The 26221-nt window shown below is 50.1% G+C and carries 24 protein-coding genes; 7 read left to right on the top strand and 17 right to left on the bottom strand.

The window, feature by feature from the left end; all coding sequences use genetic code 11:
• Positions 1-32: 32 nt before the first annotated feature.
• The gene (gndA, locus tag C2M29_RS10250) at positions 33-1406 is read right to left on the bottom strand and encodes an NADP-dependent phosphogluconate dehydrogenase (protein ID WP_105189690.1); all 1374 of its coding nucleotides are present in this window, start codon (positions 1404-1406) and stop codon (positions 33-35) included.
• Between the two features lie 453 nt (positions 1407-1859).
• Here gndA and pyk point away from each other — a divergent pair, with 453 nt between their 5' ends.
• Together pyk and C2M29_RS10240 are read left to right on the top strand one after the other, a co-directional pair.
• A complete protein-coding gene (gene pyk / locus C2M29_RS10245) occupies positions 1860-3296 on the top strand; it encodes a pyruvate kinase (RefSeq protein ID WP_105189689.1) in 1437 nt (478 codons plus the stop codon).
• Positions 3297-3334: 38 nt separating this feature from the next.
• Positions 3335-4324, top strand: a complete 990-nt coding sequence (locus tag C2M29_RS10240) for an ATP-dependent 6-phosphofructokinase (RefSeq protein ID WP_105189688.1) — start codon at positions 3335-3337, stop codon at positions 4322-4324.
• A gap of 10 nt (positions 4325-4334) precedes the next feature.
• Here the strand turns inward: C2M29_RS10240 and C2M29_RS10235 are convergent, their stop codons facing one another.
• From C2M29_RS10235 to ggt, 4 genes are all read right to left on the bottom strand, one after another.
• On the bottom strand, positions 4335-5162 hold the full coding sequence (locus C2M29_RS10235) for a LytR/AlgR family response regulator transcription factor (RefSeq protein ID WP_105189687.1): 828 nt from the start codon (positions 5160-5162) through the stop codon (positions 4335-4337).
• Positions 5159-6232 carry a sensor histidine kinase gene (locus C2M29_RS10230; protein WP_105189686.1) on the bottom strand — a complete coding sequence of 358 codons (1074 nt, stop codon included), beginning with the start codon at positions 6230-6232 and terminating at the stop codon, positions 5159-5161. Before C2M29_RS10230 ends, C2M29_RS10235 begins: the two co-directional genes overlap by 4 nt.
• Before the next feature lie 171 nt (positions 6233-6403).
• Positions 6404-8122 carry an NAD-dependent malic enzyme gene (locus C2M29_RS10225; protein ID WP_105189685.1) on the bottom strand — a complete coding sequence of 573 codons (1719 nt, stop codon included), beginning with the start codon at positions 8120-8122 and terminating at the stop codon, positions 6404-6406.
• A gap of 155 nt (positions 8123-8277) precedes the next feature.
• Complete coding sequence (gene ggt, locus C2M29_RS10220) at positions 8278-10041, bottom strand: gamma-glutamyltransferase (protein ID WP_105190237.1); 1764 nt, start codon at positions 10039-10041, stop codon at positions 8278-8280.
• A gap of 252 nt (positions 10042-10293) precedes the next feature.
• Between ggt and rrtA the strand changes: the two genes are divergently transcribed.
• Positions 10294-10878 carry a rhombosortase gene (rrtA, locus tag C2M29_RS10215; RefSeq protein ID WP_105189684.1) on the top strand — a complete coding sequence of 195 codons (585 nt, stop codon included), beginning with the start codon at positions 10294-10296 and terminating at the stop codon, positions 10876-10878.
• A gap of 76 nt (positions 10879-10954) precedes the next feature.
• Here the strand turns inward: rrtA and C2M29_RS10210 are convergent, their stop codons facing one another.
• The 6 genes from C2M29_RS10210 to C2M29_RS10190 form a co-directional block, all read right to left on the bottom strand.
• Positions 10955-13441 (bottom strand): S9 family peptidase, encoded by a 2487-nt coding sequence (locus tag C2M29_RS10210; RefSeq protein ID WP_105189683.1) that lies wholly within the window; start codon positions 13439-13441, stop codon positions 10955-10957.
• 209 nt (positions 13442-13650) lie between these two features.
• The gene (locus C2M29_RS16735; protein ID WP_233998403.1) at positions 13651-14361 is read right to left on the bottom strand and encodes an endonuclease/exonuclease/phosphatase family protein; all 711 of its coding nucleotides are present in this window, start codon (positions 14359-14361) and stop codon (positions 13651-13653) included.
• Positions 14349-14867, bottom strand: coding sequence for an endonuclease/exonuclease/phosphatase family protein (locus C2M29_RS16730; RefSeq protein WP_233998402.1), 519 nt, complete (start codon positions 14865-14867; stop codon positions 14349-14351). The genes C2M29_RS16735 and C2M29_RS16730 overlap by 13 nt, the downstream gene beginning before the upstream one ends.
• Positions 14868-15026: 159 nt before the next feature.
• Entirely contained in the window at positions 15027-16166 is a 1140-nt protein-coding gene (locus tag C2M29_RS10200) for a 5-(carboxyamino)imidazole ribonucleotide synthase (RefSeq protein ID WP_105189682.1), read from the bottom strand.
• Positions 16167-16179: 13 nt separating this feature from the next.
• A complete protein-coding gene (gene purE / locus C2M29_RS10195; RefSeq protein ID WP_105189681.1) occupies positions 16180-16662 on the bottom strand; it encodes a 5-(carboxyamino)imidazole ribonucleotide mutase in 483 nt (160 codons plus the stop codon).
• Between the two features lie 181 nt (positions 16663-16843).
• Positions 16844-17056 carry a hypothetical protein gene (locus tag C2M29_RS10190; protein WP_105189680.1) on the bottom strand — a complete coding sequence of 71 codons (213 nt, stop codon included), beginning with the start codon at positions 17054-17056 and terminating at the stop codon, positions 16844-16846.
• 63 nt (positions 17057-17119) lie between these two features.
• On the opposite strand from C2M29_RS10190, the gene C2M29_RS10185 reads away from it, so the two are divergent.
• Positions 17120-17659 (top strand): TetR/AcrR family transcriptional regulator, encoded by a 540-nt coding sequence (locus tag C2M29_RS10185; RefSeq protein WP_233998401.1) that lies wholly within the window; start codon positions 17120-17122, stop codon positions 17657-17659.
• Positions 17660-17683: 24 nt separating this feature from the next.
• On the opposite strand, the gene C2M29_RS10180 is transcribed toward C2M29_RS10185, so the two are convergent.
• The gene (locus C2M29_RS10180) at positions 17684-18166 is read right to left on the bottom strand and encodes a GNAT family N-acetyltransferase (protein ID WP_105189679.1); all 483 of its coding nucleotides are present in this window, start codon (positions 18164-18166) and stop codon (positions 17684-17686) included.
• A gap of 80 nt (positions 18167-18246) precedes the next feature.
• On the opposite strand from C2M29_RS10180, the gene C2M29_RS10175 reads away from it, so the two are divergent.
• Positions 18247-18453 carry a hypothetical protein gene (locus C2M29_RS10175; protein ID WP_105189678.1) on the top strand — a complete coding sequence of 69 codons (207 nt, stop codon included), beginning with the start codon at positions 18247-18249 and terminating at the stop codon, positions 18451-18453.
• Positions 18454-18652: 199 nt separating this feature from the next.
• Here the strand turns inward: C2M29_RS10175 and htpX are convergent, their stop codons facing one another.
• The 5 genes from htpX to bioB form a co-directional block, all read right to left on the bottom strand.
• Complete coding sequence (gene htpX, locus C2M29_RS10170; RefSeq protein ID WP_105189677.1) at positions 18653-19513, bottom strand: protease HtpX; 861 nt, start codon at positions 19511-19513, stop codon at positions 18653-18655.
• Positions 19514-19698: 185 nt separating this feature from the next.
• Positions 19699-20379, bottom strand: coding sequence for a dethiobiotin synthase (gene bioD / locus C2M29_RS10165; protein WP_105189676.1), 681 nt, complete (start codon positions 20377-20379; stop codon positions 19699-19701).
• On the bottom strand, positions 20376-21119 hold the full coding sequence (locus tag C2M29_RS10160) for a methyltransferase domain-containing protein (RefSeq protein ID WP_105189675.1): 744 nt from the start codon (positions 21117-21119) through the stop codon (positions 20376-20378). The genes bioD and C2M29_RS10160 overlap by 4 nt, the downstream gene beginning before the upstream one ends.
• Positions 21116-22243 (bottom strand): aminotransferase class I/II-fold pyridoxal phosphate-dependent enzyme, encoded by a 1128-nt coding sequence (locus C2M29_RS10155; protein WP_105189674.1) that lies wholly within the window; start codon positions 22241-22243, stop codon positions 21116-21118. Before C2M29_RS10155 ends, C2M29_RS10160 begins: the two co-directional genes overlap by 4 nt.
• Positions 22244-23287: a biotin synthase BioB gene (bioB, locus tag C2M29_RS10150; RefSeq protein ID WP_105189673.1), complete on the bottom strand. Its 1044-nt coding sequence runs from the start codon at positions 23285-23287 to the stop codon at positions 22244-22246. It lies immediately after the preceding gene.
• Positions 23288-23382: 95 nt separating this feature from the next.
• On the opposite strand from bioB, the gene bioA reads away from it, so the two are divergent.
• Positions 23383-24684 carry an adenosylmethionine--8-amino-7-oxononanoate transaminase gene (gene bioA / locus C2M29_RS10145; protein WP_105189672.1) on the top strand — a complete coding sequence of 434 codons (1302 nt, stop codon included), beginning with the start codon at positions 23383-23385 and terminating at the stop codon, positions 24682-24684.
• A 183-nt stretch (positions 24685-24867) separates the two neighbouring features.
• On the top strand, positions 24868-26205 hold the full coding sequence (locus C2M29_RS10140; RefSeq protein ID WP_105189671.1) for a KamA family radical SAM protein: 1338 nt from the start codon (positions 24868-24870) through the stop codon (positions 26203-26205).
• Positions 26206-26221: the final 16 nt, after the last annotated feature.

Here is a 26221-nt window from a genome sequence, read left to right as displayed (position 1 = left end):
CTATATTCTAGGTATTCGTCTAACCGAGAGGATTAACGAACCTTGGCATCAATCTCAACCAGATCAGTTAGGTGACACACCTCACCGCTGTGCGTTTTAATACCGTGCTCACCGAAGTAATCGCGTTGCGCCTGAACCAAATGACCATTGCTCGGCGTACTTAAGGTGGCCAAATAGTTTTGTGTCGCACTGAGCACAGGGAATGCAAGACCGGTACTGACCGCGGCACCGCTGATTGAACGCAGCGCTTTTAATTGCGTATCCAGGGTGTCGATAAACTCAACGCCTTGGGCAATTTGGTCCAGATAATCGGCGCGGATAATACAACCGGCACGCCAGGTTTGCAGTGTTTTAGCTAGGTCAACCTTCCACTGATGGGCACGCGATGCGCCTTTGATCAGCGCCAGCCCCTGGCGATAGCACAACAAACTCGCCAGGTGGAAAGCATCTTTTAGCTCTTCCAGGTCGATATCAATGCTGTCTGTGGCCTTAGCGGCATAGGTCATTTCTTTTGCCGCATGGGTATCACCGGTATTGGTTAGGTGACGAGCCTGTACCGCGGCAACCAATGAAGGAACGGCGATGCCTAATTCCAAGGCATTTTGCGCCGTCCATAAACCCGTGCCCTTGGCGCCAACCTTGTTATCGATCAAATCGACTAAGGCAGTTCCGTCGGTCGTTTCAAGCTTAAGAATGTGGCTTGAAATAGAAAGAAGGTAGCTGTTGAGTTCACCTTCTGACCAGGCATCAAAAATCTCTGAAATTTGCTGCGGTGTTTTACCCGCACCCAGGCGCAATAACTGGTATACCTCGGCGATTAACTGCATCAGCGCATATTCGATGCCGTTGTGCACCATTTTTACAAAGTGACCACTGGCGGATTGACCTACACGGGCAAAGCAAGACTCACCATTGTAGCTGGCCGCCACTTTTTCAAATGACGATTCGAGGCGCTCCCAGCCGCCCTCGGAGCCACTGGCCATCATCGCCGGGCCATGACGAGCGCCCTCGGCACCACCAGAAATTCCCATGGTGGCGAATTCAAATTTATTCTGATATTTCAGTTTGCGGGCAATACCGTCTTTGTAATTACTGTTACCACAGTCAACGATGATGTCATCTTTACTGACACCGGCATCAACCAGGTCCTGACACACACGATCGACCAGTTCACCGGCCGGAACCAACAAGAGGATGGAGCGTGGCGCTTCTAGGCGACGTACCATATCATGAAGATCGGAGACGATATGCAAGCGCTCGGCCGTTCCCTGTGATTTGGCGCAGCTTAGTAATTCTTCACCAGCGTCTGGATTTTTATCATAAGCAACGAGCGTGAGCCCTTTTTCGATTAAGTTCAAAGCAAGATTTTTGCCCATCACTCCCAGACCTACTAATGCAACTTGCATCGAGTTTCCTCCTCGGTATAAACGTGTGACTGGTCTTTAACACCCATAGGTGCAATAACAAAAATATGTTAGCGTTAGGCCCTAACCCTCTAACCTCATTAATAATTTCTATAAAGCGATACGCTACATTGCAATTATTAACCCGTTAGCCAGTCTATGCCCAGCGCTTGGATTGACCGCCTTTTAAAATTGGGTGTATAACCTGATTACGGCGGGCATTATAGGGAAAACTATGCACCATTCAATCCCCGCCTTGGAATTATATCAAATTAGCCCAATATCATTGCATAAAGGAGTCAGGTGGCGATTATAGCACAATTGACTGCATCTGACACCGGTGTCATACTAGCGAAACATAAATAGTAAAAAAATAAGTAAAAGCCGACTCGACGCTGTAATTAAGCCAGAGTTTGCTACCATGCTATTAAGCAAATACGCCTACGGGAGACTTTAATGCTTAGACGTACAAAAATCGTGGCCACCCTGGGTCCGGCAACGGACAGAGACAATAATCTAGAAAAAATCATCCGCGCTGGCGCCAATGTGGTGCGCTTAAACTTTTCCCATGGCAAAGCCGCCGACCATCAGCAGCGTGCCAATGCTGTGCGCGACATCGCTGGCCGTTTAGGCGTGCACGTCGCTATTCTCGCCGACTTACAAGGCCCTAAAATTCGAGTTTCTACCTTTAAAGATGGCAAGGTGACCCTTACCCAAGGCGAGAAGTTTATTCTTGATGCCGACTTAGGCCCGGGCCAAGGCGACATTAACGGCGTCGGCATCGACTACAAAGAGCTGCCGCGCGATGTCAAAAGCGACGACCTGTTATTGCTTAACGATGGTCTTATTCAACTGACCGTCGACCATGTTGAAGGCAATAAGGTCCACTGTATCGTTAAAGTAGGTGGCGTGCTGTCAAACAATAAGGGCATTAACCGCCTAGGGGGTGGCTTAACGGCGCCGGCCTTTACCGATAAAGATAAAGAAGACTTGATCACCGCCACCGAAATTGGCGTTGACTATATCGCTGTGTCATTCCCACGCTCCGGTGAAGATATGCGCTATGTACGCTCTTTGGCCGAAAAAGCAGGCTCTAAGGCGCAATTGTTGGCCAAGATTGAGCGTGCCGAAGCGGTCGAAAGCGTTGAGGCCATCGACGACATTATTCTCGCCTCCGATGCGGTTATGGTCGCACGTGGTGACCTGGGTGTTGAAATTGGCGATGCCGAGCTAGTGGGTAAACAAAAAACCATTATTAACCGTGCCCGCTCGCTTAATCGTGTGGTGATCACCGCCACGCAGATGATGGAGTCGATGATCGACAACCCCATGCCGACCCGCGCCGAAGTCATGGATGTGGCTAATGCGGTATTGGATGGCACCGATGCGGTGATGTTGTCAGCGGAGACCGCCGCCGGTGATTACCCGGAACAAACCGTAGCAACCATGGCCCGCGTTTGTTTGGGTGCCGAGTCGCAAAAAGAAACCCATATTTCTAAACACCGCCTCGATAGCATGTTTGCCGACAATGCCGAAACCATCGCCCTATCGGCCATGTATGCGGCCAACCACCTGGGTACGGTTAAAGCCATTGTTGCCCTGACCGAGTCCGGTAACACGGCTAAGTTGATGTCACGTATTTCATCGGGTCTTCCCATTTACTCGCTATCACGCCATCAACAAACCTTGGGGCAGTCTGCCTTATATCGTGGGGTCTACCCGGTGCACTTCGATTCCAGCCAGTATGAGAAGGAAGAGATTGCCAGTCAGGCGCTTGCTCGCTTGGTTGAACTTGGCGAATTACAACAAGGTGACACGGTTATCCTCACCCATGGCGACATGATGGAAACCATTGGTGCCACAAATACCTTGAAAATTGTCACCGTTCAATAAATAGTTAGCATAGGTTTAAGCAACAAACGCAATAACTTATGGCTAAATTGAAAAGAGTGGCAATACTCAGTTCCGGGGGCGATGCCCCCGGAATGAACGCGGCAATTCGCGCCCTTACGTTACACGCCCTCTCCCACGAGTATCAAGTTGTCGGTTTTTATGGCGGCTATAATGGTCTGATCAACGAAGATTACACCGAACTCCATGCTCAAGATGTCACCGACATCATTCATCGTGGCGGAACCATTTTAAAATCGGCTCGCTGCCCACAAATGCACAGCGAAGCGGGTATATTGCAAGCGGCTAACAGTCTACGTAAATGCCATATCGATGCGTTGGTAGTGATTGGCGGTGACGGCAGTTTTAAAGGCGCGCAGGCGTTACAAGAACACTGGCAGGGGCAGCTTATTGGTATCCCAGGTACCATAGACAACGATATCAATGGCACCGATGCCACCATAGGGTTTCACACCGCCATAGACACGGCGCTTGACTGCATAGACAAGATTCGCGATACCGCCCAGGCCTTTGAACGTACCTTTGTGGTCGAGGTTATGGGCCGTGATTGCGGTATTCTGGCCATGGAAGCGGGGTTGGCAAGTGGCGCCGAGCAAATTATCTGCAAAGAGCTGTTCGACGATGAGCACGCCTTTATTACCGAACTAAAAGAAGAGATGGCGCTAGCGCTGAGCCGAGATAAACATCATAGTTATGTGCTGGTCATGGCGGAGCATTCGCTAAGTATCACTGCCCAGCAGTTGGCCGAGCAACTAAGCGACTATACTGGTGTCGATAGCCGCAGTGCGATTTTGGGCTATGTCCAGCGCGGTGGAGCTCCGGTGGCCGGTGATCGCATTTTAGCGACGCAGTTAGGAGTGGCCGCCATCGAACAGCTCGCTGGCGGTGCCAACGGGATTATGGTCGGCATAGAAAACAATGCCATCACCACCATCCCCTTCGCCGATACCGCTAATACGCAGACCCGTAATAAAGACTTTATTGCCCGCTTAAAGCAGTACCGTCTTTAACATCAGGCTGTTAGTTAGCCAGCGCCGCTTTTACCTTATCGCGGTAACTGCGGCTAACTTTGAGTTCCTGGCCATTACTCAACACCAAAAGGTATTCGCCACTGACCTGGGTCACCAGTTTGCTGATCTGTTTTGAATTGACGATGGCGCTGCGATGAACGCGCACAAACAGGCTTGGATCGAGTTCGCGCTCCAGCTCTTTCATGGTCTTGCGCAGAATATGGGTTTGCCCATCACCACAGTGAAGACACATGTAATCGCCGGCAGCGTCCACCCATTGAATGCTGTTGGTGGGGACGCGGATGATCTCACCCTGCTCTTTTACCGCCAAAGATTCCGGATAACGCTTGGTTTCCAAGCTATCACCACTGGCTAGCTTCTTAAGAATTTCTTCACAGTTATTACCGGTGATCCCGGCAACAAAGCTGGCGAGCTTCTTCTTATGAATATTATCTTGTTGTGTTTTTAGATGTGATTGCACTTTTTCCACCGCCTGTTTTAGTCTGTCGTCATCCACAGGTTTGAGCACATAGTCGAGCGCATGTACTTCAAAGGCCTGCACGGCATAGCGATCGAAGGCGGTAACAAACACCACTAGGGGTTGCTTTTCGCTGGGCAACTGCGCAAGCGCATCCGCCACCTCAAAGCCGTTCATTCCTGGCATCTGAATATCCAAAAAGACCAAATCTATCGTTTGTGATTGGCACAAGGCCACCGCATCGCTACCTTGGGCGCATTGCTCGACCACTTCGATGTTATCGAGTTGTGCCAAACGCACGGCCAGGCCCTTGCGAGCTAACGACTCATCGTCGACGATCAGGGTTTTTATGGTATTCACTCTGTTACTGCCTTCTCATAAGGGATACGAATGTTGACGGTTAAACCAGTCGGCGTATTCCCTGATAATACAAATGAATAATTGTTCTCGTAAAGTGTCTTTAATCTATCCTTGGTGTTGGCTATTCCCACACCACCGGCATGCAGCAGTTGCCCGTCTTTAAGCTCGGTGCCAGGTCCATTGTCGCTGACCTCGAGTAACAGCTCTTTGGCAAATACCTGTGCCTTAATGCTGATCACCCCACCTTGTGTCATATGGGCAATGGCATACTTCAACGAGTTTTCAATTATCGGCTGTAGGATAAGACTCGGCACCAAGGCTTCTCTAGCCTCGTCACTGATATCCATTTGTACAGCCAAGCGGTCATCAAAGCGGACCCGCTCAATATCTAAATACAGGCTAAGGGCGTGCAGCTCTTGCTCTAACGCCACTTTTTTTATTGGGTCGGTGTTGAGCGTATAGCGCAAGAAGTCACTCAGACGCGACACCATTTTGTTGGCATCCTTGTTTTCCTCAACCAAGATCAAAGTCGATATGGCATTGAGGGTATTAAACAAAAAATGCGGATTGAGCTGATAACGCAGCATTTTTAATTGCGCTTCATGGGCCATGGTATTGGCTTTAAGCGCCTTTTGCCGCTCACCCTGTAAGAGCTGGTAGTACTTAATACCGAAATACAGACCACTCCAACATAAGATGATATAAACCGAGTCAAGGCCCTGCTGAAAATAATAAAACCATTCATCGGGGCGGTAACCGTGGCGATAGATTTCCCACAGATTAAATTTTTGCACCACTGACCACAGAGTGCCTGTGATATAGGACACCCCAAATACCACCAGCACCAAAATCCAGGGTTTGGCATTCCAAACGCGACGATACAAATAGCGCAGCGGTACCGTCATCAGGCACCCGGCATAGGCGTTGAGTAAGATCACGAACACGTAAATATCACGCATTTCAAAGACCTTTGAGCCGATGTAATTAACCAGGGCGTAGCCTATCCATCCGGCGATTTGCAAAACCCAGAAAAAACGCTGGCGATTATCGACTAATTGCTGCCAATTCAAAACTTACTCAACTCCTTGGCAACGCCATCAATATCCACGCACGCTGCATACTTATCTAACATCATTATTAATAAAGCCAACCCAAAACGCACTGTATTTGGTCTTATCTAACCCTTCCTTCAACGCAAAAACGCCGCACTCTGGGTGCGGCGTTTAGACTTAAGGCGCTGATTAGATGCTCACACGCTTGTAGTTTCGATACTCGGGATGCCAGTAGTTCTTGTCTATGGCCTTCATAATATCTTCATCGCTGACCTCCAGGGCTTCCCCCTGCTCAATGGCCACCTTGGCCACGGCAAAGGCAATGCGTTTAGACAGGTCTTCGATTTGCGTCAGTGGTGGAAGTAAACTGCCGTTGCCCTCATTGGCCAACGGCGAGCTCGACGCCAAGGTTTCACTCGCCGCCATCAGCATTTCATCGGTAATGCGTTTGGCTTTAATGGCGATAACGCCCAAGCCTATGCCAGGGAAGATATAGCTGTTGTTACACTGCGGAATGGTGTAATCCTGACCCTCATGGCTAATGGTGCCAAAAGGGCTACCGGTCGCGATAATGGCCTGGCCATTGGTCCAGGTCAACACGTCCTGTGGATGCGCTTCTACCTGCTTCGATGGGTTCGATAAGGGGAAAATAATCGGCTGCGAATTATTCTCGGCCATGGTACGCACCACCTGCTCGGTAAAGAGGCCAGGCTGACCCGACACCCCAATTAAGATCCCGGGCTCGGCGCAATGCATCACGTCCAGCAGTGATGGATAATCACCACTGTACTTCCATTTCGCCAGGTTGCCTTGAGTTTGCATCAGCGCCTGTTGGAAATCACGCAAGCCGTCCATGCCCTCGGTTAACAGGCCAAAGCGGTCAACCATAAAGATTTGACTGCGCGCCTGGGCATCACTAATGCCCTCGGAGACCATCTGGCTTATTACCTGCTCGGCAATCCCACAACCGGCGGAGCCGGCACCGACAAACACTACTTTTTGCTCGCTTAATTTGGTGCCCTTGACCCGACAAGCGGCCAATAAGGTGCCCACTGTCACCGCTGCCGTGCCCTGGATATCGTCATTAAAGCTACAGATTTCATCGCGATAGCGTTTTAATAACGGCATGGCGTTGGGCTGTGCGAAATCTTCAAACTGCAACATCACATTAGGCCAACGACGTTTCACCGCTTTAATGAAGAGATCAAGAAACTCGTCGTATTCCGCCTGGCTAATACGCGGATGGCGCGCTCCCATATACATGGGATCGTTCAACAGTTTTTCGTTATTGGTACCCACGTCCAGCATCACCGGCAGTGTATAGGCCGGACTGATGCCGCCACAGGCGGTATACAGGGACAACTTACCGATAGGAATACCCATACCGCCAATACCCTGATCGCCCAGGCCCAAAATGCGTTCACCATCGGTAACCACGATCACCTTGACCTTGCCCTTGGTGGCGTTACGGAGAATATCGTCGATATTGTGTCTGTCTTCATACGCAATAAAGAGACCGCGAGAGCTGCGGTAGATATCGGAAAACTGCTCACAAGCATCGCCCACCGTTGGCGTATAGATAATGGGCATCATCTCATCGATATGATCGCGCACTAAACGGTAATACAGGGTCTCGTTATTATCTTGAATGGCGCGCAAGTAAATATGTTTATTTAAATTATCTTGAAAGCTCGAGTATTGCTGGTAGCAGCGCTCGACTTGCTCTTCGATGGTTTCAAAGCGTGGCGGCAATAGACCGGCCAGGTTAAAGCTCTCACGCTCACGCTGGGTGAACGCGCTGCCTTTATTAAGCAAGGGGGTCTCTAACAGAGTTGGGCCGGAATAAGGAATATAAAGATAATTGGGATCGCTAGATTGTGTTTGTGGTGCGGATGATTTATCAGTCATGATGCCTACTTAGCGCAGAATACAATTGCCTGATATTATTGCCCCTTGGGCACAAATTGCAAACCGAAATCGGTTAGATTACGCATTCTTTCGGCGTTTTCGGGCTTGTTAGCAATTAACCAACAAGCCCATGAATTTATATTAACATTGACGCCCTATTGACCCAGGGCTATGCCCTCACGGCGAGGGTCGGCGCTGCCGTAGAGCTTGCCATCAATAACCTCGACCGCGTGCAGACCTGAGTTAAGATCACCGATTCGTACCTCATGTCCACGCAACTCAAACTGCGGTTTAAGCTTTGCCAATTCTGTGCCCTGCTCCAAGGTAGTGACATCGTTGCGATTGGTCAGACGCGGCATATTAATGGCCTGCTGGGCCGTTAGTCCCCAATCGAGCACGCCGATGATGCTGTGCGCCACATAATTAATAATGCGACTGCCGCCGGGCGAGCCAATCACCAGGCGCAATGACCCATCTTCATTGAATACCATCACCGGCGCCATTGAGCTACGCGGACGCTTATTGCCTTCAACGCGGTTTTGCACGTATTTACCATCACGCATAGGCGAGAGTGAAAAATCGGTAAGTTGATTATTCAACAAGTAACCATTCACCATCAGGGTGGAACCGAAGGCCATTTCAATCGAGGTGGTCATGGACACCGCGTTTCCCTTGGCATCAACAATAGAAATATGGCTGGTGTTGGGCAGCTCGAAGGCATCGTCCTCGGCATAACTTAGACCCACAACCGGATTGCCATGGCGCTGCTTTTGGTCGCGCTCACCGATAAGCGCCGCACGTTTGTCCAAATAGGCGCTGTCCATCAATGCTTGTGTGGGAACCGGCTGAAAATCCGGGTCGGCCATATAGACATTGCGATCGGCAAAGGCCAACCGGGATGCCTGAGTAAAATAATGCAGCGCCTCAGGGTCGTTGGCCGGGTATTGGCTTAGGTTTTTGTGCTCGAGCAATTTTAGAATTTGTAGTACCGCCATGCCGCCACTGCTCGGCGGCGCCATGGAGCAGACTCGGTAGCTGTGGTAGCCAACGCAGATCGGGGCTCGCTCTTTTGCTTGATAACCCCGAATATCCGCGGTGGTTAACAGCCCTGGGGCCACTGCGCTGTGCTGCACCGCATTAGCGATGGCAACGGCATTATCGCCCTGATAAAACGCAGCTACGCCCTGATCTGCCATCTGTCGGTATAAGGCCGCGAGTTGCGGGTTTTTACGAATGCTGCCCACTGCAAGGGGCTCACCGCCAGGAAAGAAATATTCGCTCGCTACCGGCAACTTTTCAACGCCGGGGTTAATACGACGGGCAAGCAGGTTATGCAGACGCGGAGATACCTCGAACCCCTGCTCGGCTAAAGCGATGGCATCATCGAATAGCGCTTGCCATGCCAAGGTGCCATAACGCGTATGGGCGTCGGCCAATGCTTTCATCACCCCGGGTACACCCACAGAGCGACCACCTACAACCGCATCTATCCAGCGTACCGCCTTTCCCTCGGAGTCGAGAAATAACTCGGGTGTGGCCGCCTGTGGCGCGGTTTCACGACCATCAAAGGTGGTTAACTGATGCGCTTGGCCATCATAGTGCATAATAAATGCACCGCCGCCTATGCCTGAGGATTGCGGCTCGACCAAGGTTAATACCAATTGCACGGCAATGGCCGCATCGATAGCGCTACCGCCTTTGGCCAATACCGCCTCGCCGGCCTTTACCGCATAAGGGTTCGCGGCGGCGACCATGTATTTACCACCGACAACCTGGTGCTTAGTGACGATACTGGTGGTGGCTTCGGGCTCTCTATCGGCGAGTACCTGTTCGGTGGCACCGAGTTCTTTGGTGGTAACGCAGCCTGTGGTGAGAAAAAGAGTGGCTGCAAGGATCAGCAGAGATTTAGAAAAAGTCATAAAAATGCCAAGGTCCATTGTCTTGTTTAAGATTGGCATCTTAAGGGAAATACCAATTCACTTAAATAGCTAATCATTCTAGCGGGCTAAATATCATGCTCACTGTGTTGGGATTTTTCTATGTAGAATAACTACATAAGAAAAAACTCCGCCTTGTGAGCATATCATTTATCCAGCGCTATATCTGATCACATACTTAACAGAATTGGTATAAACGGGCACAATACGCAAAAAATAATAGATAATCGCCCTATGTTTCAATCCGTGTTTAAAAAGTCGACCCTGTTTGCTCCCTTGGCCCTGATCATTCTTTGTACCCTGATCATGATGTTCAACCTTAACCCCCTGCTGCAGTTTGATCGCGTTGCCATCGATGAAGGACAAATATATCGGCTGCTCAGCGGCAATTTTAGTCACAGCAATGGCGCTCACTTATTAATGAATATGGCTGGCGTCGGCGCCCTTTGGATACTCCATGGTCACTTTTTTACGATTCGTGGCTACTGGCTGGCGGTCGTGAGCATCTCAGTAGGGTGCACCGGGCTTATTTATTTTTTTGCCAACAATATCGATATTTACGTTGGTCTCAGCGGCACCTTGCACGGCTTATTGGTCTATGGTGCACTGAGGGATATTCGCAGCAGCGAGAAAACCGGTTACCTCTTGTTGCTGGGTGTGTTGCTCAAGGTGGCCTATGAACAGTTTATCGGCGCCAGTACCGACTTAGAAACCCTAATCGCCTCCCGGGTGGCCATTGAAGCCCATTTATTTGGCGTTATAGGCGGTGTGGCGCTGGCCGCATTGCACTGGCTAAAGACATCAATTGCACGCCGGTAACTTAGTTTATCCGTAGAAGAAAATAAAAAGCCCGGGAAAAATACCCGGGCTTTTTTATGCTATCAAATATCAACCACTACAGGTTTTCTTTAAACAGCTTATGAATACGACGGTATTCGTCTAACCAGCTTGAAGGCTGGATAAAGCCGTGCGGCTCCACCGGGAAGATGGCCGTCTCGAAGTTTTCTTTTTCCAGCTCAATAAAACGCTGTACCAGACGCACCACGTCCTGGAAGAACACATTATCATCCACCATGGGCGCGTTGATCAGCAATGGCTTTTGCAGACCCTCGGCGAAATAAATCGGCGAGCTGCGCTCATAGGCGATGGGATCCACATCCGGATGGTTAAGAATGTTCGAGGTGTATGGCGCATTATAATGAGCCCAGTCGCTGACCGGGCGCAGTGCCGCACCGGCCTGGAATGCATCTGGCGCGGTGAATAAGGCCATAAAGGTCATAAAGCCACCGTATGAGCCACCATAGGTGCCCACGGCGCCTGTATCAACGTTGGCATGCTCGGCCATCCATTGAATACCGTCCAGCAAATCCTGAGTTTCTGGTGTGCCCATCTGACGATAAATGGCGGTACGCCAGTCACGGCCATAGCCTTTTGATGCCCGGTAATCCATATCCATGACTACGTAGCCTTCGCTGGCCAGTAATGAATGGAACATAAATTCACGGAAATAACCGGACCAACCAAAGTGGGAGTTTTGTAGATAACCGGCACCATGGTTGAAGATCACCGCCTTACGGGTCTTACCGCTTTCACCTTCTTGATAGTCGCTTGGGTAATACACCTTGGCATACACAGGCTGCTCGCCGTGGCTTGATGGTACGGCAACAATTTGCGGCGCTACTAGTTTGGTGGCCTTAAACTGCTCGGATACCGTGTGAGTCAGTTGCGTTACCTCGGCCTTAGGGGCCGCGTCCATCACAAATAGCTCAGGCGGATTCATTATGGTCGAGTGCGTCAGCAACAGCTTGCTTTGATCCGGGCTAAGGACATAGTCCGTCATGCCATTTAGATCGGTCAGCGCTTCAACCTCACCGCCTTGTAACGCCAGACGATAGATTTCATAAATACCTGGGTGCTTTTTATTGCCCTTAAAGTACAAGTAGGCATCATCGTCGCTCAGGGTCAGGTTTGAAACCTCAAACGCACCACGGGTGCGTTGAGTCGCCTTACCATCCAGCGGCTTGGTGTAGATATGGCTGTAACCAGATTGCTCCGATAGGTAATACAGGGTATCGCTGTTATTAAACCAGCCGAAGTCATTGAAGGTGTAGTTAACCCATGCATCGTCGTGCAAACGGTGCTGATTAACCAGTTTTTTACCCTTGAAATCAACGGTGGCTATCCAGCGGTCTTTGTTATCCCAGGCTTCAAGCATCACGGCTACCTGGGTACCGGCGTTGTTCCACTGAATGGCGCTTTGCTCCCAGCCCCAGTCCATCATCAAATTGATTTCACGACGCTTCTTTTCAGAAATGTACTTTTTGCCTTCGCGTGCGTAGTTTTCCGCTTTGACCTCGGCCAACACGTCTTCATCCCAGCCCGGTAAAGTATTGTAGGTCAGGGTCGACTTTTGCTTATTATCGAGATCGATATAAACCAGCTCAGTTTCCTGTGGCTTAGCATCGGCCACTCGACGGCGTGCGGGTACGGCATCAATGCCCGCATCATCGGTGATGTAATTAGGCATGATGTCGCTTTCACCACGCCAGCTACGGGTGTCGGTCAAGGCCACAATCAGCTTAGAACCATCGGGAGACAACTGCGCGTCAACTAAACGTTTGTTCTCGCCGAGATAGATACTGGCATCCACTACCGCGTCATTTTCATCCAGCAGCGCTTGTTGGCGCGCGGCGGCATCTTTTTTATTCTTTAACTGCAAGGCCACATAGTCGATCAGCTTATGCTGCTCTTTAGCTATGTAGCTGGTCGGCTCGCTTACCTTCACCGGCTTGTCTTCAAGCTTTAGATTGACCAGCTCGCTGCGTTGACCTGTATTTAAATCAACCTGCATAAACAGGTTACCGACTCTGTATACCAAAGAGTTATCGTTTAAAAACTGTGGCTTAGATTCGAAGGCAGAGGTTTTGGTAATTTGGATCAGGGTATTGTTAACCATATCCTTAACAAAGATATCCCCTTCAAAAACATAGGCCTGAAGACGTTTATCTTTGCTCATTACCGCAGCGTCATCGCCCAGGGTATGAAGCTCTTTTAAAGGCACCACGGCGGCATCTTCACCAAGCACTTGAACAAAATGATCTCTTAGTTCATTGCCCTGCTGTTTCTGCTTATAAATCACCGCACCCGAGTCGGCGCGCCAAAAAGCCCCTTCCGGCTGATTACCCAACCAGTCAGGGTGAGCCATTGCCTGCTCTAGGGTAATGGCGAGAGAGCCAGGTTTAGCAGGGGTCGATACTTGTTGTTTTTCAATCGTGCTGGACTCTACGCTAGTCGGTGCCACAGTTTGTGACGCCGTGCTTTGACAGCCCGCGAGGATAAAGCTAGAAGCTATGGTGGCCGCTAGCACAGTTTTATGAAACATAATTATTAGTATTGAAATTGCAGGTGCCAAGATTTAAGCAAAAACTCGGCAATAAAGACAGGTGTTTTAGATTAAATACGCGCTTAACAAGGCGAATAACAACGCAAAAAAAGGTCAGCAAGTCTTGCTGACCAAAACTCTGCGCTAGCAATAAAACAAGCTATGAACCTGTTCCCTATAAATATAGACCATAATTTGAACAATTACGCTTATTCATTTGTAAGTATCTGCACATCCAGCCAAACTAAACGATGATCCGAAGAAAGCTTTCTATCTCGCACCAGCTCATAGCCTGGTTCGCCTTTTGACGGCCAGTAAACACCACCACCGAGCGGACGCAGGCCATGCTTAGACGGCAACACATAATCAGCGCGGGCCTGCCAACTGGCGGTATAGTATTTAGCATAGGGCTCGGTTGCAGACTCGGCACCGCCCTTACTTTGAGGCGCTACACTGCTATCAACCTTTGGGTGATTCAACACCTGGTTAATGGCCGCTGGGCGAGCCTTTGGCCCTTGCGGAGCAGCGTTTAGGTCGCCAAGGATTACAAATCGCCCTGCACCTCTAAGACCGCCAACTTGTCCCTTATCATCAACAAGATAAGCTGGGGCATCGCTGGCGATATAATCTGCCAGTAACTTAATCTCGGCATAATTGCGTAAACCATTTCTATCTTCCGGTCCATCAAACACCGGCGGCGTTGGGTGCGAGGCAAGAATATGCAGGCGTTGGTCCGCAACCACCAGCGGAATATCCCAAAACGACTTTGAACTTAGGCGCGCCGCCTGCCAGGTTTGCTGATCATAGAAGGCTTGCCCCTTGAGTGTGGGTGCCACGGCGTCTGTTTGCGTGTGCCATGGCAACTGCTGGAAAGTGCGTACCGTATCGGTGTCGATGGCATAGCGGCTCAACAACAGCATGCCATATTGGCCCGGATAAAGCCAAAACCATAGGCATCACCGGCAATGCCGGTCTTTTTACCATCCCCATCGAAGTCATAGTCACTGGCAATACCCGTATTCACTGGTGCAGCATAACTGTGTTGGTAACTAATGCCCTGGTAATCGCCATGTTCCTGGCCGAGAAAATGCTGCTGAAACAGCGCCACGTTTTTTTGCCAGTCGCCGGTGAAATCAAATTCATTAAGTAAAATCACATCCGGGCGCACCGCCTGGATAATGGTGGCGATATTGTGGATTTGCGGGTGGCTGCCCTCGGCCAGTAATTTCGGTAATGGGGACTCGGTTAGTGAGGAAAAGTTTTTACTGTAATTAGAGCCGTCCATACTCACATTAAAGGTGGCAATGCGTATGCTTGGCGTGGCTTGGGGTTCGGGTACTGATGAGGTGTTGGCGCTAACACCGATACCGCTCGTGGCAAGAAATAACGCCGCGACACAAGAAAAAGCCCGATATTGTGCTGTCATACTAGGTTCCATATAAGCTGACGAAAAATCCTACGACCAATTGCATTAATAAAATTGGTACAAGAGTGCCATGGTAACAGTTAAGCATTTGACTTTGGAATTAAAAGAGGTAAAAAAGCCGAGCAGTTGCTCGGCTTTTTTGTTTACACTGATTGGACCTTAATTAAGGATCAGTCGCTGCGCCATGGCCGCGACGCCCGGGTATTGCTCCTCGGGAAGATGCTCGGCTAAGGCCACCAGACGTTCACCCAAGGCATGCAGAGTATCGGCGCTAACATTAATATGGCCCATCTTACGACCCGGCTTCACACCCTTGCCATACCAATGGCTGCGGGTTTGCGCAACGCTTAGCACCTCGACCGGTATAGCCGCCTGACCCAGCACATTGATCATCGCGCTTGGGCGCAATAACTCGGTATCGCCTAAAGGAAGACCGGCTACGGCACGCACATGGTTTTCAAACTGACAGCTGTAGGCACCCTGTTGCGTCCAGTGCCCTGAGTTGTGCACGCGAGGGGCTATTTCGTTAACGAGAAGCTGGCCGTCGACGTCGAAGAACTCAATGGCCAATACCCCAACATAGTCAAGCTCATTAGCCAATTTGCGATAGGCATCAATGGCTTGCTGCTGCACACTGTCATTTACCAAACCGGCCACGGACAGAGTCAGTACGCCATTGGTATGTTCGTTTTCGGTTACCGGATAGATGGCCACGTTACCTTGGTGGTCTCGGGCACCAATCACAGATACTTCGCGCTCAAACGGGATCATCTTTTCGCAAATAATGCTGTGATGCGCATCCTTTTGTAAAAACTCGACCATTTCAGCCCAGATAGTGTCCGCATCCGCGGCGTCTTTTAGGCGCCATTGACCCTTACCATCGTATCCCGCTTGACAGGTTTTAATCACCAAAGGTAACGACAACTCGGTGATGGCTTTATCGAAGTGGCTGCGCTCGGTTACCAACACATAAGGTGCGCTCGGAACACCGGCACGCTCCAACAAGGCTTTTTCTTTGGCACGATCACCACCACAGGCAATGGCCTCTTTCCCTGGGAAGAACTTACCACTTTGCTCACACAGGGCTAATACATCAGCAGGAATGTGTTCGAATTCGGCGGTAATGCGTTCGCTCTCGGCAATCGCCTGCTCCAGTGTTAAACCATAATTTTCACCTGTAACAGGGTGAACGACCTGCTTTGACCCTACATCATAGGCATAGATATGAATATCCAAGGGGGCACCAACCAGCGCCATCATTCGCGCTAACTGTCCTGCCCCAAGCACTAACATTTTCATTGAAGCCTACCCCTTATTCAGCTGGGTTAGGGTTAGCTAAAACGGTATCGGTTTGCTCTTTGCGGAAAGCATCGATTTTTGCCAATAACTCTGGCTGCTGACAACCTAAGATTTGTGCCGCTAACAAACCAGCATTGGCGGCACCCGGATCACCAATGGCTAAAGTGCCCACGGCTACGCCCTTAGGCATTTGGCAAATAGATAGCAAGGAATCAACACCGTTTAAGGCTTTAGATTTTACCGGTACGCCTAATACAGGCAATGAAGTGAAGGCAGCAGCCATACCCGGTAGGTGAGCCGCACCGCCGGCACCGGCGATAATGACCTTGATGCCACGCTCGGCGGCTGATGAGGCATAGTCTGCCAATAATTGAGGAGTACGGTGTGCCGATACCACCTTGGTTTCATAGTCAATGCCAAATTTATCCAACATATCCGCTGCATGTTGCATAGTGGGCCAATCAGACTTGGAACCCATAATAATACCTACTTTCATTGTTACTCCTCGGGTCAATAACGATACTAGTTTAACTGCAGTTTAACCGCGCCGGCACCAAGCACAATTGACTTGAGGGGTACGCCAGCACACCGCGGTTGGCCATTTGCCAACATAAGTTGCGGCGCATTATACAAAAAAGCCAGCTAAAAAGCATGCCAAGTTGGCGGATAAAATGGTGTTATCGGGACTTGCTATTTTGACCCGATGCGTTAGCGTCTCGCCACGCCCTTATCGTCTCTTTGGGGCCTAAAATAAGCGTCAAGAGGGTTAAACCGCCAGGCAGTAAAATTGCTTTGAGTATAGGACCTAGGATATAACTATAAAAAATGATAAATGGCATAAATAAGATATAGCCAAAAGCCCAGGTGGCAAGGTTAGTAATTGATTTCATGCTGTTTTCCTTAACGATTTTAAAATTGAGCGCGCTCATTTCCAGTTTTAAAACAGGTGTTTTGTGAGCAATAAAGAAGTAACAAGCAAAAAACAATTAACTCGCGAACGTATCATGAGTGCGGCCTGGCGATTATTTCAGGAGCGCGGTTTTGCAGCTACTTCTACACGCGATATCGCCAAAACTGCCCAGGTTGCCAACGGCACCCTATTCACCCACTTTGAAAATAAAGATGATTTGCTGCGCCAGCTGATGCTGATGCACATCGATGAGGTAATTGCCAAGGCCAAGCATGAGGATACGTTTGAACTGCCAAAGTTGAAAATGCGCCACTACGCACAACACCTCTATCGGTTTTATCTGCAGCACATCGAATTCAGTAAGTCTTTGTTGCAAGGCTTGGTATGGCAAGGCGCATTTTTTAGTGCGCAAATGGAAGAGTTTAAAAAGCTGTTATTCGATGGTACTCGGCAATATGACGAGGTGCGGGCCGCTGCCATGATGGATTGCTACTTTATGACCCTGATTGAAGGGCTCAATTGTGAACACCCAGATGTCTCAACCCTGGTCCGCCGTCTCAGTGCCAAGATTGCCCTGCTCTAAAGCGAGATCTACTCTCCCTTCTCGCTAAGTGTGTACTTTCCAGGGTAAGCGATAGCGGCCTTGCTCAACAAATACAAACCCGAGGCGGTTTAGCAGCTTAATACTGCGTAAATTATCCCTGTGCACCTGGGCCTCAAGGGTCGTTACCCCCGCACTCATATATTGCCCACCCTGGGCCAAGAGCAAAGACAAGGCCTGATACATCAAACCTCGCCCCCAAAACCCGGGGTGGAGTTCATAGCCTATTTTCGCGACCTGAGTATGGGCGTCATAAATCCCACAACTGCCTATTAGCTGCCCTTGATAAACGATGGCCATACGCACTCCTTGAGTCGTAAGTAAAAGCTCAATATCGCCTTGAATAATGTCTCGCACCTGTTGTTTTGAGGGCGCGGCATAATCGTTGTAACGAACTACCTCGGGATGTGTAAGTAACGCATAAAGGTCCCTCGCATCTTTATGGCGTACAGGTCGCAGTGTCAGCGAGCCTTCTGGGCAATAAATCATTAAACTTGTGGAGCAGAGGTTGAGTTGTCGGATTATTGCCTTAAACTAGCGCTATCGGCAAGTTTAAAAATAGCAACAGCATGAGCCAAGAACAATTCATCATGGTGCCTCCTACCACCACAGTCTACTGCCCACAACGCGGTGAGGGATGGACATTGACGGGGATCACCGGCATCGACGAGTATACGTCGGTGATGTTTGACGGGGTGCGTTATACCCTGTCGGCCAGGGAAATCGTCGAGCAACTGCTGCCCAATCAGCAAGCGCGCGAACAAGCGAGCAATTAAAATCGATAAAAAAGGGCCTTTTGGCCCTTTTTTATACCAATTCTGTTAAGTATTAAATCAGATATAGCGCTGGATAAATGATGTGATCACAAGACGGAATTTTTCTTATGTAGTTATTCTACATAGAAAAAATCCAACGCGGTGAGCACGATGTTTAGCCCGCTAGAATGATTAGCTATTTAAGTGAATTGGTATTTCATTACTTTAATGCGTTGATACGCGAATCCAGTGGTGGGTGCGATGCAAACAACTCCCCAATTGAACGCCCTGAGGCGATACCAAAGGCCATCATTGAACCTTCTAATTGCGACTCACGGTTCCCTTTTAAACGTTCCAGTGCGGCACGCATCTTATTAGCGCCAACTAGTTCTGCTGCACCTCGGTCGGCGGCATATTCACGTTTACGGCTGAAGTAGGCAACAACCACGGAGGCCAGCACGCCAAAGAGGATTTGAAACAGCATATCAAAGAGGAAATACGTCCAGCTTGGGCCGCTCTCTTCTTCGTTGCCGCTTAGGAAGTTATCCACCACACCGGCTAGCACCTTGGCCAGGAAGATCACAAAGGTATTTACCACGCCTTGGATCAGGGTCAGGGTCACCATATCGCCGTTGGCAACATGTGAGACCTCGTGCGCCAGCACCGCCTGGGCTTCATCCTTGGTCATGTTATGCAGCAGACCGCTGCTGACCGCAACCAGGGCGTTATTTTTTGATGGGCCGGTAGCAAAGGCGTTGATCTCAGGGCTATCGTAAATGGCTACCTCGGGCATTTTAATGCCGCGCTGCTGAGCCTGCTCGGCCACGGTCGCAACCAGCCATTGCTCTGTGTCGGTGCGGGCGTGTTCTATCACATAGGCGCCGGTGGAGCGCTTGGCGATCCATTTAGACATGGCTAAAGAAATAAATGCGCCGCCAAAGCCGAATACCGCGGCGATGGTCAGGATACCGCCCATGCTGCGTGAAGAAATACCAAAAACAGCAAAAATAATCGATAACACCACCCCGAGCACCAGCATCACTGCCAGGTTGGTCAATAAAAACAGCACAACACGTTTCATACTTCATTCTCCAATCGAGTAAGATTATTCATTAGGGGTCCTCCCTTAGGGTTGACCTTGACCCATAATGGATAGCATCACTCTGGCCATGAGTTCTATATATAGGCTAACTATGACGGCATCAAGACATAGCTTCATGAACAATTGTAAATAGTTGTAACAGCGCTCAGGGGGATACGCAGGGGCTAGCGCAGCGCCAACACATCCATTAAGGCGCCGTGAACGCGTAATTTTGGCGTTCCCTCGCTGTACGGGCTTTCCGCCAACATGGGTACCGGCAAACGTGCCTTTAAGGTCGCGAGGTTAGCATCGTATTGCGCCATCTCTGGGTCTACCTGATTGGCAATCCAACCTGCGACCTCGACCCCACACTGTTGCAAGGAAGCCATGGTTAATAGGGCATGATTTAAACAGCCCAGTTTCATGCCCACCACCAGGATCACCGGCAGGTTGGCTGCCGCCACCCAGTCACTGAGTAATTCGTGGTCATTAATAGGCAACAGCCAACCACCGGCTCCTTCGGTGAGCAGGATGTCAACGTCCAAGGCACTGATCTCTTCATAGGCCCTGTCTAGCTTGGCCAGGGTGATCTGCTCTCCCTGTTGCTCCGCAGCAATATGGGGAGCGATGGGCGGCTCATAAATAAAGGGGTTCACCTGCTCGTACAAAGCCTGAGTATTGCCGCTTTCGATTAAGGTTAAGGCATCGGTGTTCACCAGACGACCAAAGGCGTGCTCGGCACCGGCGGCAATGGGTTTAAAGCCTAAGGCCTTACGCTTATGTTGTACCGCCAGTTTAAGCAAAAGGCTGGTCACATGAGTTTTACCGGCATCGGTGTCCGTGGCGGTAATAAAAAATTGTTTCATTTAATGAGTTCCAAAAAGGCCACGTTATAACTTACGGCGACTTCGGGTTTGTCGCCCTCTAAGTACTTTAATATCTGAGCGTACTCGCCTTTAGTCAGTGCCTTATGGCCCTGCTCGGCGCTGTTCGCACCTATGGCAGAGAGGCTTTTTAGGGCTTCCTTCGCACTTTCATAGATGTCGAACAAGGGCAATTGTTGCTGCCAGTTTATCTTGAAGCCGGCATTTTGTGCCGCCATGCCCATTTCTTCCAAGGTAGCGAAATGATTAATGGCCTCACGACCAATACTGGCAAAGGCGCTTTTAACCTCAACCAAAGAGTCGGCGGCAACGATGGCCAGATAAGCGCGCCCCTTTGGCCTGAGCACACGATAAAGCTCGCGCATGACGATGTTTATATCACTCGACCATTGCATGGCAAAATTGCTAAATACAGTGTCCAGGCTATTAGCTTGCAAAGGCAGCGCATCCATATCGGCACAGATTTTAACGCTGGGTGTACGTATTTGCGCCAGCATCGATGAGGATAAATCCAGGGCGATAAGCGCATCACTTTGCGCCGCAAGGGCCGCACTGTTAACGCCGGGCCCTGCCCCTAAATCCAAACACAGTCCTAATGGCCGCTGTGCCAGTCGCGCCAATAGCACGTCGCTGGCACTGCCCTGAACGCGGGCATGGTGCTGATAGCGACACGCCGCCTTAGAAAAATGCGATTGTGTTTGTTGCTTTAACGCCACGCTCATCTACAGGACTCCAGGGCCTTGACCAGGGTGTCTATGTCCTGCTGTTGATGGGCCGCGGTCAAGGTAATACGTAAACGCGCGGTATTATGGGCAACCGTAGGCGGGCGGATGGCACTGAGCCAGATCCCCTGCTCACGTAAATCGGTTTGCATCTGCAAGGCGCTTTCGCTATCACCCACAATCAGCGGCTGTATCGGCGTCTGCGATTCCATTAATGCCAAAGACGACTGTGCACATCGCTCTCTAAAATAAGCGATATTACTTTGCAATTGCTGACGCAGTGCCTTCGCATTAAGTAATTGCGTCAAACGCTGCTCGGTAATGGCACACTGCATGGGCGAGATAGAGGTGGAATAGATATAATCGCGATTACCCTGCAGCAGTAGCTCTATCACGGGCGTTGATGCCAACACCACGGCGCCATGGCTGGCCAGCGCCTTACCGAAGGTGATCACCAGAATATCTGGGCGAGTATTACCCTTAACCGCTGAGCCTAAGCCCTCACCGAGTACGCCAAAACCATGGGCGTCATCAAGCATAAACCAGGCATCATGGGCACGACACAGGGCATGAAGGTCATCGACCGGCGCGCAATCGCCGTCCATCGAAAACACCCCTTCACTGACCACCAGTTTGTTACTCGCCTTGGATTTACTCAAGCGAGCCTGTAAGTGGCTTAGGTTGTTATGGTTAAAGCGTTGCATGGCGGCATTGGCTTGCAGGCCGCCGTCGATCAAGCTGGCATGATTAAGCTTATCCTGCACAATCAAGGCATCATTACTCTCGGCAAACAGCGCTTTTAACACACTGATATTGGCACTAAAGCCACTGGGAAAAAGCATGGCGCTTTGATAACCAAGCAGATCGCAAAAGCGCTGTTCCAACGCCTGATGACAGCGCTGATAGCCGGTCACTAAGGGAGAACTGTGGGAACCGGAACGGGCTGCTAGCTCACTCAGGGGCAGATCCCCGAGAGCAAGGTAGTCGTTCGAAGCAAAGTTAAGGTAGTCGTTCCCCTGCACACGAATGCTGCGTGCACTGACTTCTTCCACCAGTACACGACGGCGCAACAAATGTTGCTGCCGCCTCGCCTTTAATACGTCATGTATATAGTCAAACGCCATTTATTTTGCTTCGTAGAACAGCTCGGATTCGGCCTTGTCGGCAATCGCCGAGCTCAGAGACGCTTCATAGGCTTCATCTGAATAGTCTTCCCCCTGAGCCGGACGCATGCCTAACTTGCGAATAAGGTTCATATCTGTATCCGCTTCCGGGTTTTCCGTGGTAAGTAGCTTGTCACCGTAGAAAATCGAGTTGGCGCCGGCGAAGAAACACATGCTTTGCATTTGCTCGTTCATGGCCGTACGACCGGCAGACAGACGTACATAGCTCTTCGGCATCATAATACGCGCCACGGCAATGGTACGGATAAATTCAAAGTGATCCAGGTCGTCGACATTTTCCAGCGGTGTGCCCTTTACCTTCACCAACATATTGATTGGCACACTTTCCGGCTGTTTTGGCAGGTTAGCAAGCTGGATCAGTAGGCCGTATCTGTCCTTAGCCTGCTCGCCCATGCCTACGATACCACCCGAACACACCTTCATGCCGGCATCGCGAACGTGATCTAAGGTGTCTAAACGGTCCTGATAGGTACGCGTGGTGATGATCTGTTGATAATACTCAGGCGAGGTATCCAGGTTATGATTGTAGTAATCCAAACCGGCATCGCGTAATTGGTGTGCTTTATCGTTATCTAGCATGCCCAGGGTCATACAGGTTTCAAGGCCAAGCTCTTTAACCTCGCGGACCATTTTCTCGATATACGGCATATCGCGGTCTTTTGGGTCTGACCAGGCGGCGCCCATACAAAAACGGGTCGCCCCTTTTTGTTTTGCTAAACGGGCCTGCTCTACCACCTTCTCCACTTCCATCAAGCGTTCGCGCTCTAGGTCGGTTTTATAGTGGCCGGACTGAGGACAATACTTGCAATCTTCCGGACAGGCACCAGTCTTAATCGATAGCAGGGTCGAGATCTGCACCTCATTAGGGTTAAAGTGCTGTCTATGGATGCTAGCCGCTTTAAACAGTAGATCGTTAAACGGCATTTCAAAAAGTGCTTTTACTTGTTCATGAGTCCAGTTATGGCGAATTTCGGCCTGTTGCATGGGGTTCTCTTTATTATCGACGGTAAACTTATTTTGTATCAGTCTACGAGTTGCCTTAGTATTGTCAACGCCATTGCAATGTTTGAAGTTTACCTATGGATAATAATTATACAGACTCTACCCCCATTGATGTCGAATTTGACCGTGACCATATTTGGCACCCCTATACCTCAATGCTTAAACCGCTGCCCAACTACCCAGTCACCCATGCCCGCGGTACGCGATTACATTTAGCCAGTGGCGAGAGCTTGGTTGATGGCATGGCCTCGTGGTGGAGTGCACTGCATGGCTATAATCACCCTAGCTTAAATAAGGCACTGCAAGAGCAAAGTGAGAAAATGAGTCATGTGATGTTTGGCGGTATAACCCACGCTCCGGCGGTGGAATTATGTAAAAAGCTGATCACTATGACCCCGGCACCTTTGGATAAGGTGTTTCTGGCAGACGGAGGCTCTGTCAGTGTTGAAGTGGCGATTAAAATGGCGCTGCAATATTGGTTCAGCCAGGGCCACAAACAAAAGCATAAGATCATGACCCCGCGCAAGGGCTATCATGGCGATACCTTTGCGGCAATGAGCGTCTGCGATCCGGTTAATTCCATGCACAGCATGTATCGCGGCTTCTTACCCGAGCAAATCTTTGTTCCGCAGCCGGTAAGTACCTTTAATGGCGAGTTTGACGAGCAAGAAGCCGAGCAATTAGACAGTTACTTTGCCGAGCATCACCAAGATGTTGCCGCTTTTATCATCGAGCCCATAGTGCAAAATGCCGGCGGCATGAACTTCTACCACCCGCACTATCTAAAAACCGTACGCGCCCTGTGCGACCAATACGATGTGCTACTGATCTGTGATGAAATCGCAACAGGATTTGGCCGTACCGGCAAGCTTTTCGCCGTCGAACATGCGGATATCAGCCCGGATATCATGTGTGTGGGCAAGGCCTTGACCGGTGGCTATATGACCTTAGCCGCCACCCTAACCAGCGATAAAGTCGCGCGCGGTATTTGTAGTGGTGAAGCCGGTGTCTTAATGCATGGCCCCACCTTTATGGGCAACCCCCTGGCCTGCGCCGTTGCCAACGCCAGCCTGAACTTATTGCAGGAAAATGATTGGCAACAACAGGTTAGTAATATCAATCTGTGGCTGCAACGGCTCATGCGCTGCACAGAACTCGAGGCCGTTGTCTCGGTGCGCACCTTGGGCGCCATTGGTGTGGTAGAGCTCGACAGTCAGGTCGATGTCGCTAAGATCCAGCGTTTTTTTGTTACTCAAGGGGTGTGGATCCGACCCTTCGGTAAATTAGTCTATCTTATGCCGCCTTTTGTTAGCTCGGAGCAAGACATCGAGGCATTGTGTGACGCAATTTACCTGGCGATTGCAGAAAAACAATACTAGTTCAAAAGGAATATGGCCAAGCGGTAATTTTATTTGTTTGCACACAAAGCAAACAACTTGCTGTAAATGTGAATAAAAACCCCATTTATAGCGAAAATTACCGCATAATCCCGGGATTTAGCTAGGAATTCCCCACCGCTTTTTGTTAGAGTACCAAACTTTTCAATAAGCAAGTGACTTTCTATGCAGCAACACGTCCACATTCAGCCAGCGGAGGCTTTTGTCCCACCCAGGTTTACCGTGTATCAACATCGCCAAATCGATAAAATCGAGGCTTTGCACCAACTGCCAGAGCATATGCGCTTTGAAATGAAGGTGGTCGCCAGCGTATTCCCTTTCCGCGTCAATAATTTTGTCATTGAAGAATTGATCGACTGGGACAAGGTACCCAATGACCCAGTTTTTCAATTGACCTTCCCCCAACGCGGTATGCTCGACGACGAGTCATATGAGAAAATGGCGGCGCTCCAGAGAACCAATCCCAGTGCCGAACAGGTGATGACTTTGGCCCAGGAGATTCGCCTGAAGCTTAACCCCCATCCGGCGGGACAAATGGAAAAGAATGTCCCCGAGCTGGACGGCGAGCGCGTAGAGGGCATTCAGCATAAATACAAAGAAACCGTCTTATTCTTTCCATCTCAGGGCCAGTACTGCCACTCTTACTGCACCTTCTGCTTCCGCTGGGCGCAGTTTGTAGGTAAAGCGACACGCTTTAACAACAACGATACCGAACTGCTGCACGGTTATTTGCGCGAGCATACCGAAGTAACCGACCTACTAATGACCGGCGGCGACCCCATGGTTATGCGTACGGTCAAACTGCGTGGTTATCTTGAAAAGTTAAAAGAGCCCGAGTTTGATCATATTCGTACTATTCGTATCGGCACCAAGTCATTGACCTTTTGGCCATACCGATATCTGACCGACCCAGACGCGCAGGACTTACTGGCATTATTCAAAGAACTGGTGGATGCCGGAAAGCATGTGTCCATTATGGCTCATATAAATCATAAGCAAGAGCTGCGCAGTCCGGCTACCCGCGAAGCCATCGCCTTAATTCGTAAAACCGGGGCGCAAATTCGCACCCAGGCGCCGCTGCTCAATAACATCAATACCGATCCTGATATGTGGGCCGAGATGTGGAAAGAGCAAACGCAACTGGGCATGATCCCTTACTATATGTTTATCGAACGCGATACCGGCGCGAAGCGCTATTTCGAGTTACCCCTGTATAAGACATGGGAAACCTTCCGCGAAGCCTATAAGCAGATCTCCGGCGTTAGTCGCACCGTGCGCGGTCCGTCTATGAGTGCTGGTCCGGGTAAGGTCGAAGTATCGGGGGTGAGCGAAATCGCCGGTGAAAAGGTGTTTGTGTTGCGCTTTATTCAGGCTCGTAATCCGGATTGGGTGCAGCGTCCATTCTTTGCAAAGTACGATGAAACGGCGACCTGGCTGGATGATCTTAAACCGGCCTTTGGCGAACAGAAATTCTTCTGGGAAGACGAATACAACGCCATGTAAGGCCATAAAAAATCCC

The organism is Pseudoalteromonas sp. T1lg48 (genome assembly GCF_002964785.1).
Taxonomy (GTDB): Bacteria; Pseudomonadota; Gammaproteobacteria; order Enterobacterales; family Alteromonadaceae; genus Pseudoalteromonas.
This window is presented reverse-complemented; position numbering and strand designations above follow the sequence as displayed.

Bases quoted from the DNA above. Each gene is read 5' to 3' on its own strand.
- bioD (WP_105189676.1), bottom strand. From the start codon at position 20,379: ATGAAACAATTTTTTATTACCGCCACGGACACCGATGCCGGTAAAACT.
- C2M29_RS10225 (WP_105189685.1), bottom strand. From the start codon at position 8,122: ATGACTGATAAATCATCCGCACCACAAACACAATCTAGCGATCCCAAT.
- C2M29_RS16730 (WP_233998402.1), bottom strand. From the start codon at position 14,867: ATGACAGCACAATATCGGGCTTTTTCTTGTGTCGCGGCGTTATTTCTT.
- htpX (WP_105189677.1), bottom strand. From the start codon at position 19,513: ATGAAACGTGTTGTGCTGTTTTTATTGACCAACCTGGCAGTGATGCTG.
- C2M29_RS10240 (WP_105189688.1), top strand. From the start codon at position 3,335: ATGGCTAAATTGAAAAGAGTGGCAATACTCAGTTCCGGGGGCGATGCC.
- C2M29_RS10175 (WP_105189678.1), top strand. From the start codon at position 18,247: ATGAGCCAAGAACAATTCATCATGGTGCCTCCTACCACCACAGTCTAC.
- C2M29_RS10155 (WP_105189674.1), bottom strand. From the start codon at position 22,243: ATGGCGTTTGACTATATACATGACGTATTAAAGGCGAGGCGGCAGCAA.
- rrtA (WP_105189684.1), top strand. From the start codon at position 10,294: ATGTTTCAATCCGTGTTTAAAAAGTCGACCCTGTTTGCTCCCTTGGCC.
- C2M29_RS10190 (WP_105189680.1), bottom strand. From the start codon at position 17,056: ATGAAATCAATTACTAACCTTGCCACCTGGGCTTTTGGCTATATCTTA.
- C2M29_RS10140 (WP_105189671.1), top strand. From the start codon at position 24,868: ATGCAGCAACACGTCCACATTCAGCCAGCGGAGGCTTTTGTCCCACCC.
- bioB (WP_105189673.1), bottom strand. From the start codon at position 23,287: ATGCAACAGGCCGAAATTCGCCATAACTGGACTCATGAACAAGTAAAA.
- ggt (WP_105190237.1), bottom strand. From the start codon at position 10,041: ATGACTTTTTCTAAATCTCTGCTGATCCTTGCAGCCACTCTTTTTCTC.
- C2M29_RS10200 (WP_105189682.1), bottom strand. From the start codon at position 16,166: ATGAAAATGTTAGTGCTTGGGGCAGGACAGTTAGCGCGAATGATGGCG.
- C2M29_RS10160 (WP_105189675.1), bottom strand. From the start codon at position 21,119: ATGAGCGTGGCGTTAAAGCAACAAACACAATCGCATTTTTCTAAGGCG.
- pyk (WP_105189689.1), top strand. From the start codon at position 1,860: ATGCTTAGACGTACAAAAATCGTGGCCACCCTGGGTCCGGCAACGGAC.
- bioA (WP_105189672.1), top strand. From the start codon at position 23,383: ATGGATAATAATTATACAGACTCTACCCCCATTGATGTCGAATTTGAC.
- C2M29_RS16735 (WP_233998403.1), bottom strand. From the start codon at position 14,361: ATGCTGTTGTTGAGCCGCTATGCCATCGACACCGATACGGTACGCACT.
- gndA (WP_105189690.1), bottom strand. From the start codon at position 1,406: ATGCAAGTTGCATTAGTAGGTCTGGGAGTGATGGGCAAAAATCTTGCT.
- C2M29_RS10210 (WP_105189683.1), bottom strand. From the start codon at position 13,441: ATGTTTCATAAAACTGTGCTAGCGGCCACCATAGCTTCTAGCTTTATC.
- purE (WP_105189681.1), bottom strand. From the start codon at position 16,662: ATGAAAGTAGGTATTATTATGGGTTCCAAGTCTGATTGGCCCACTATG.
- C2M29_RS10180 (WP_105189679.1), bottom strand. From the start codon at position 18,166: ATGATTTATTGCCCAGAAGGCTCGCTGACACTGCGACCTGTACGCCAT.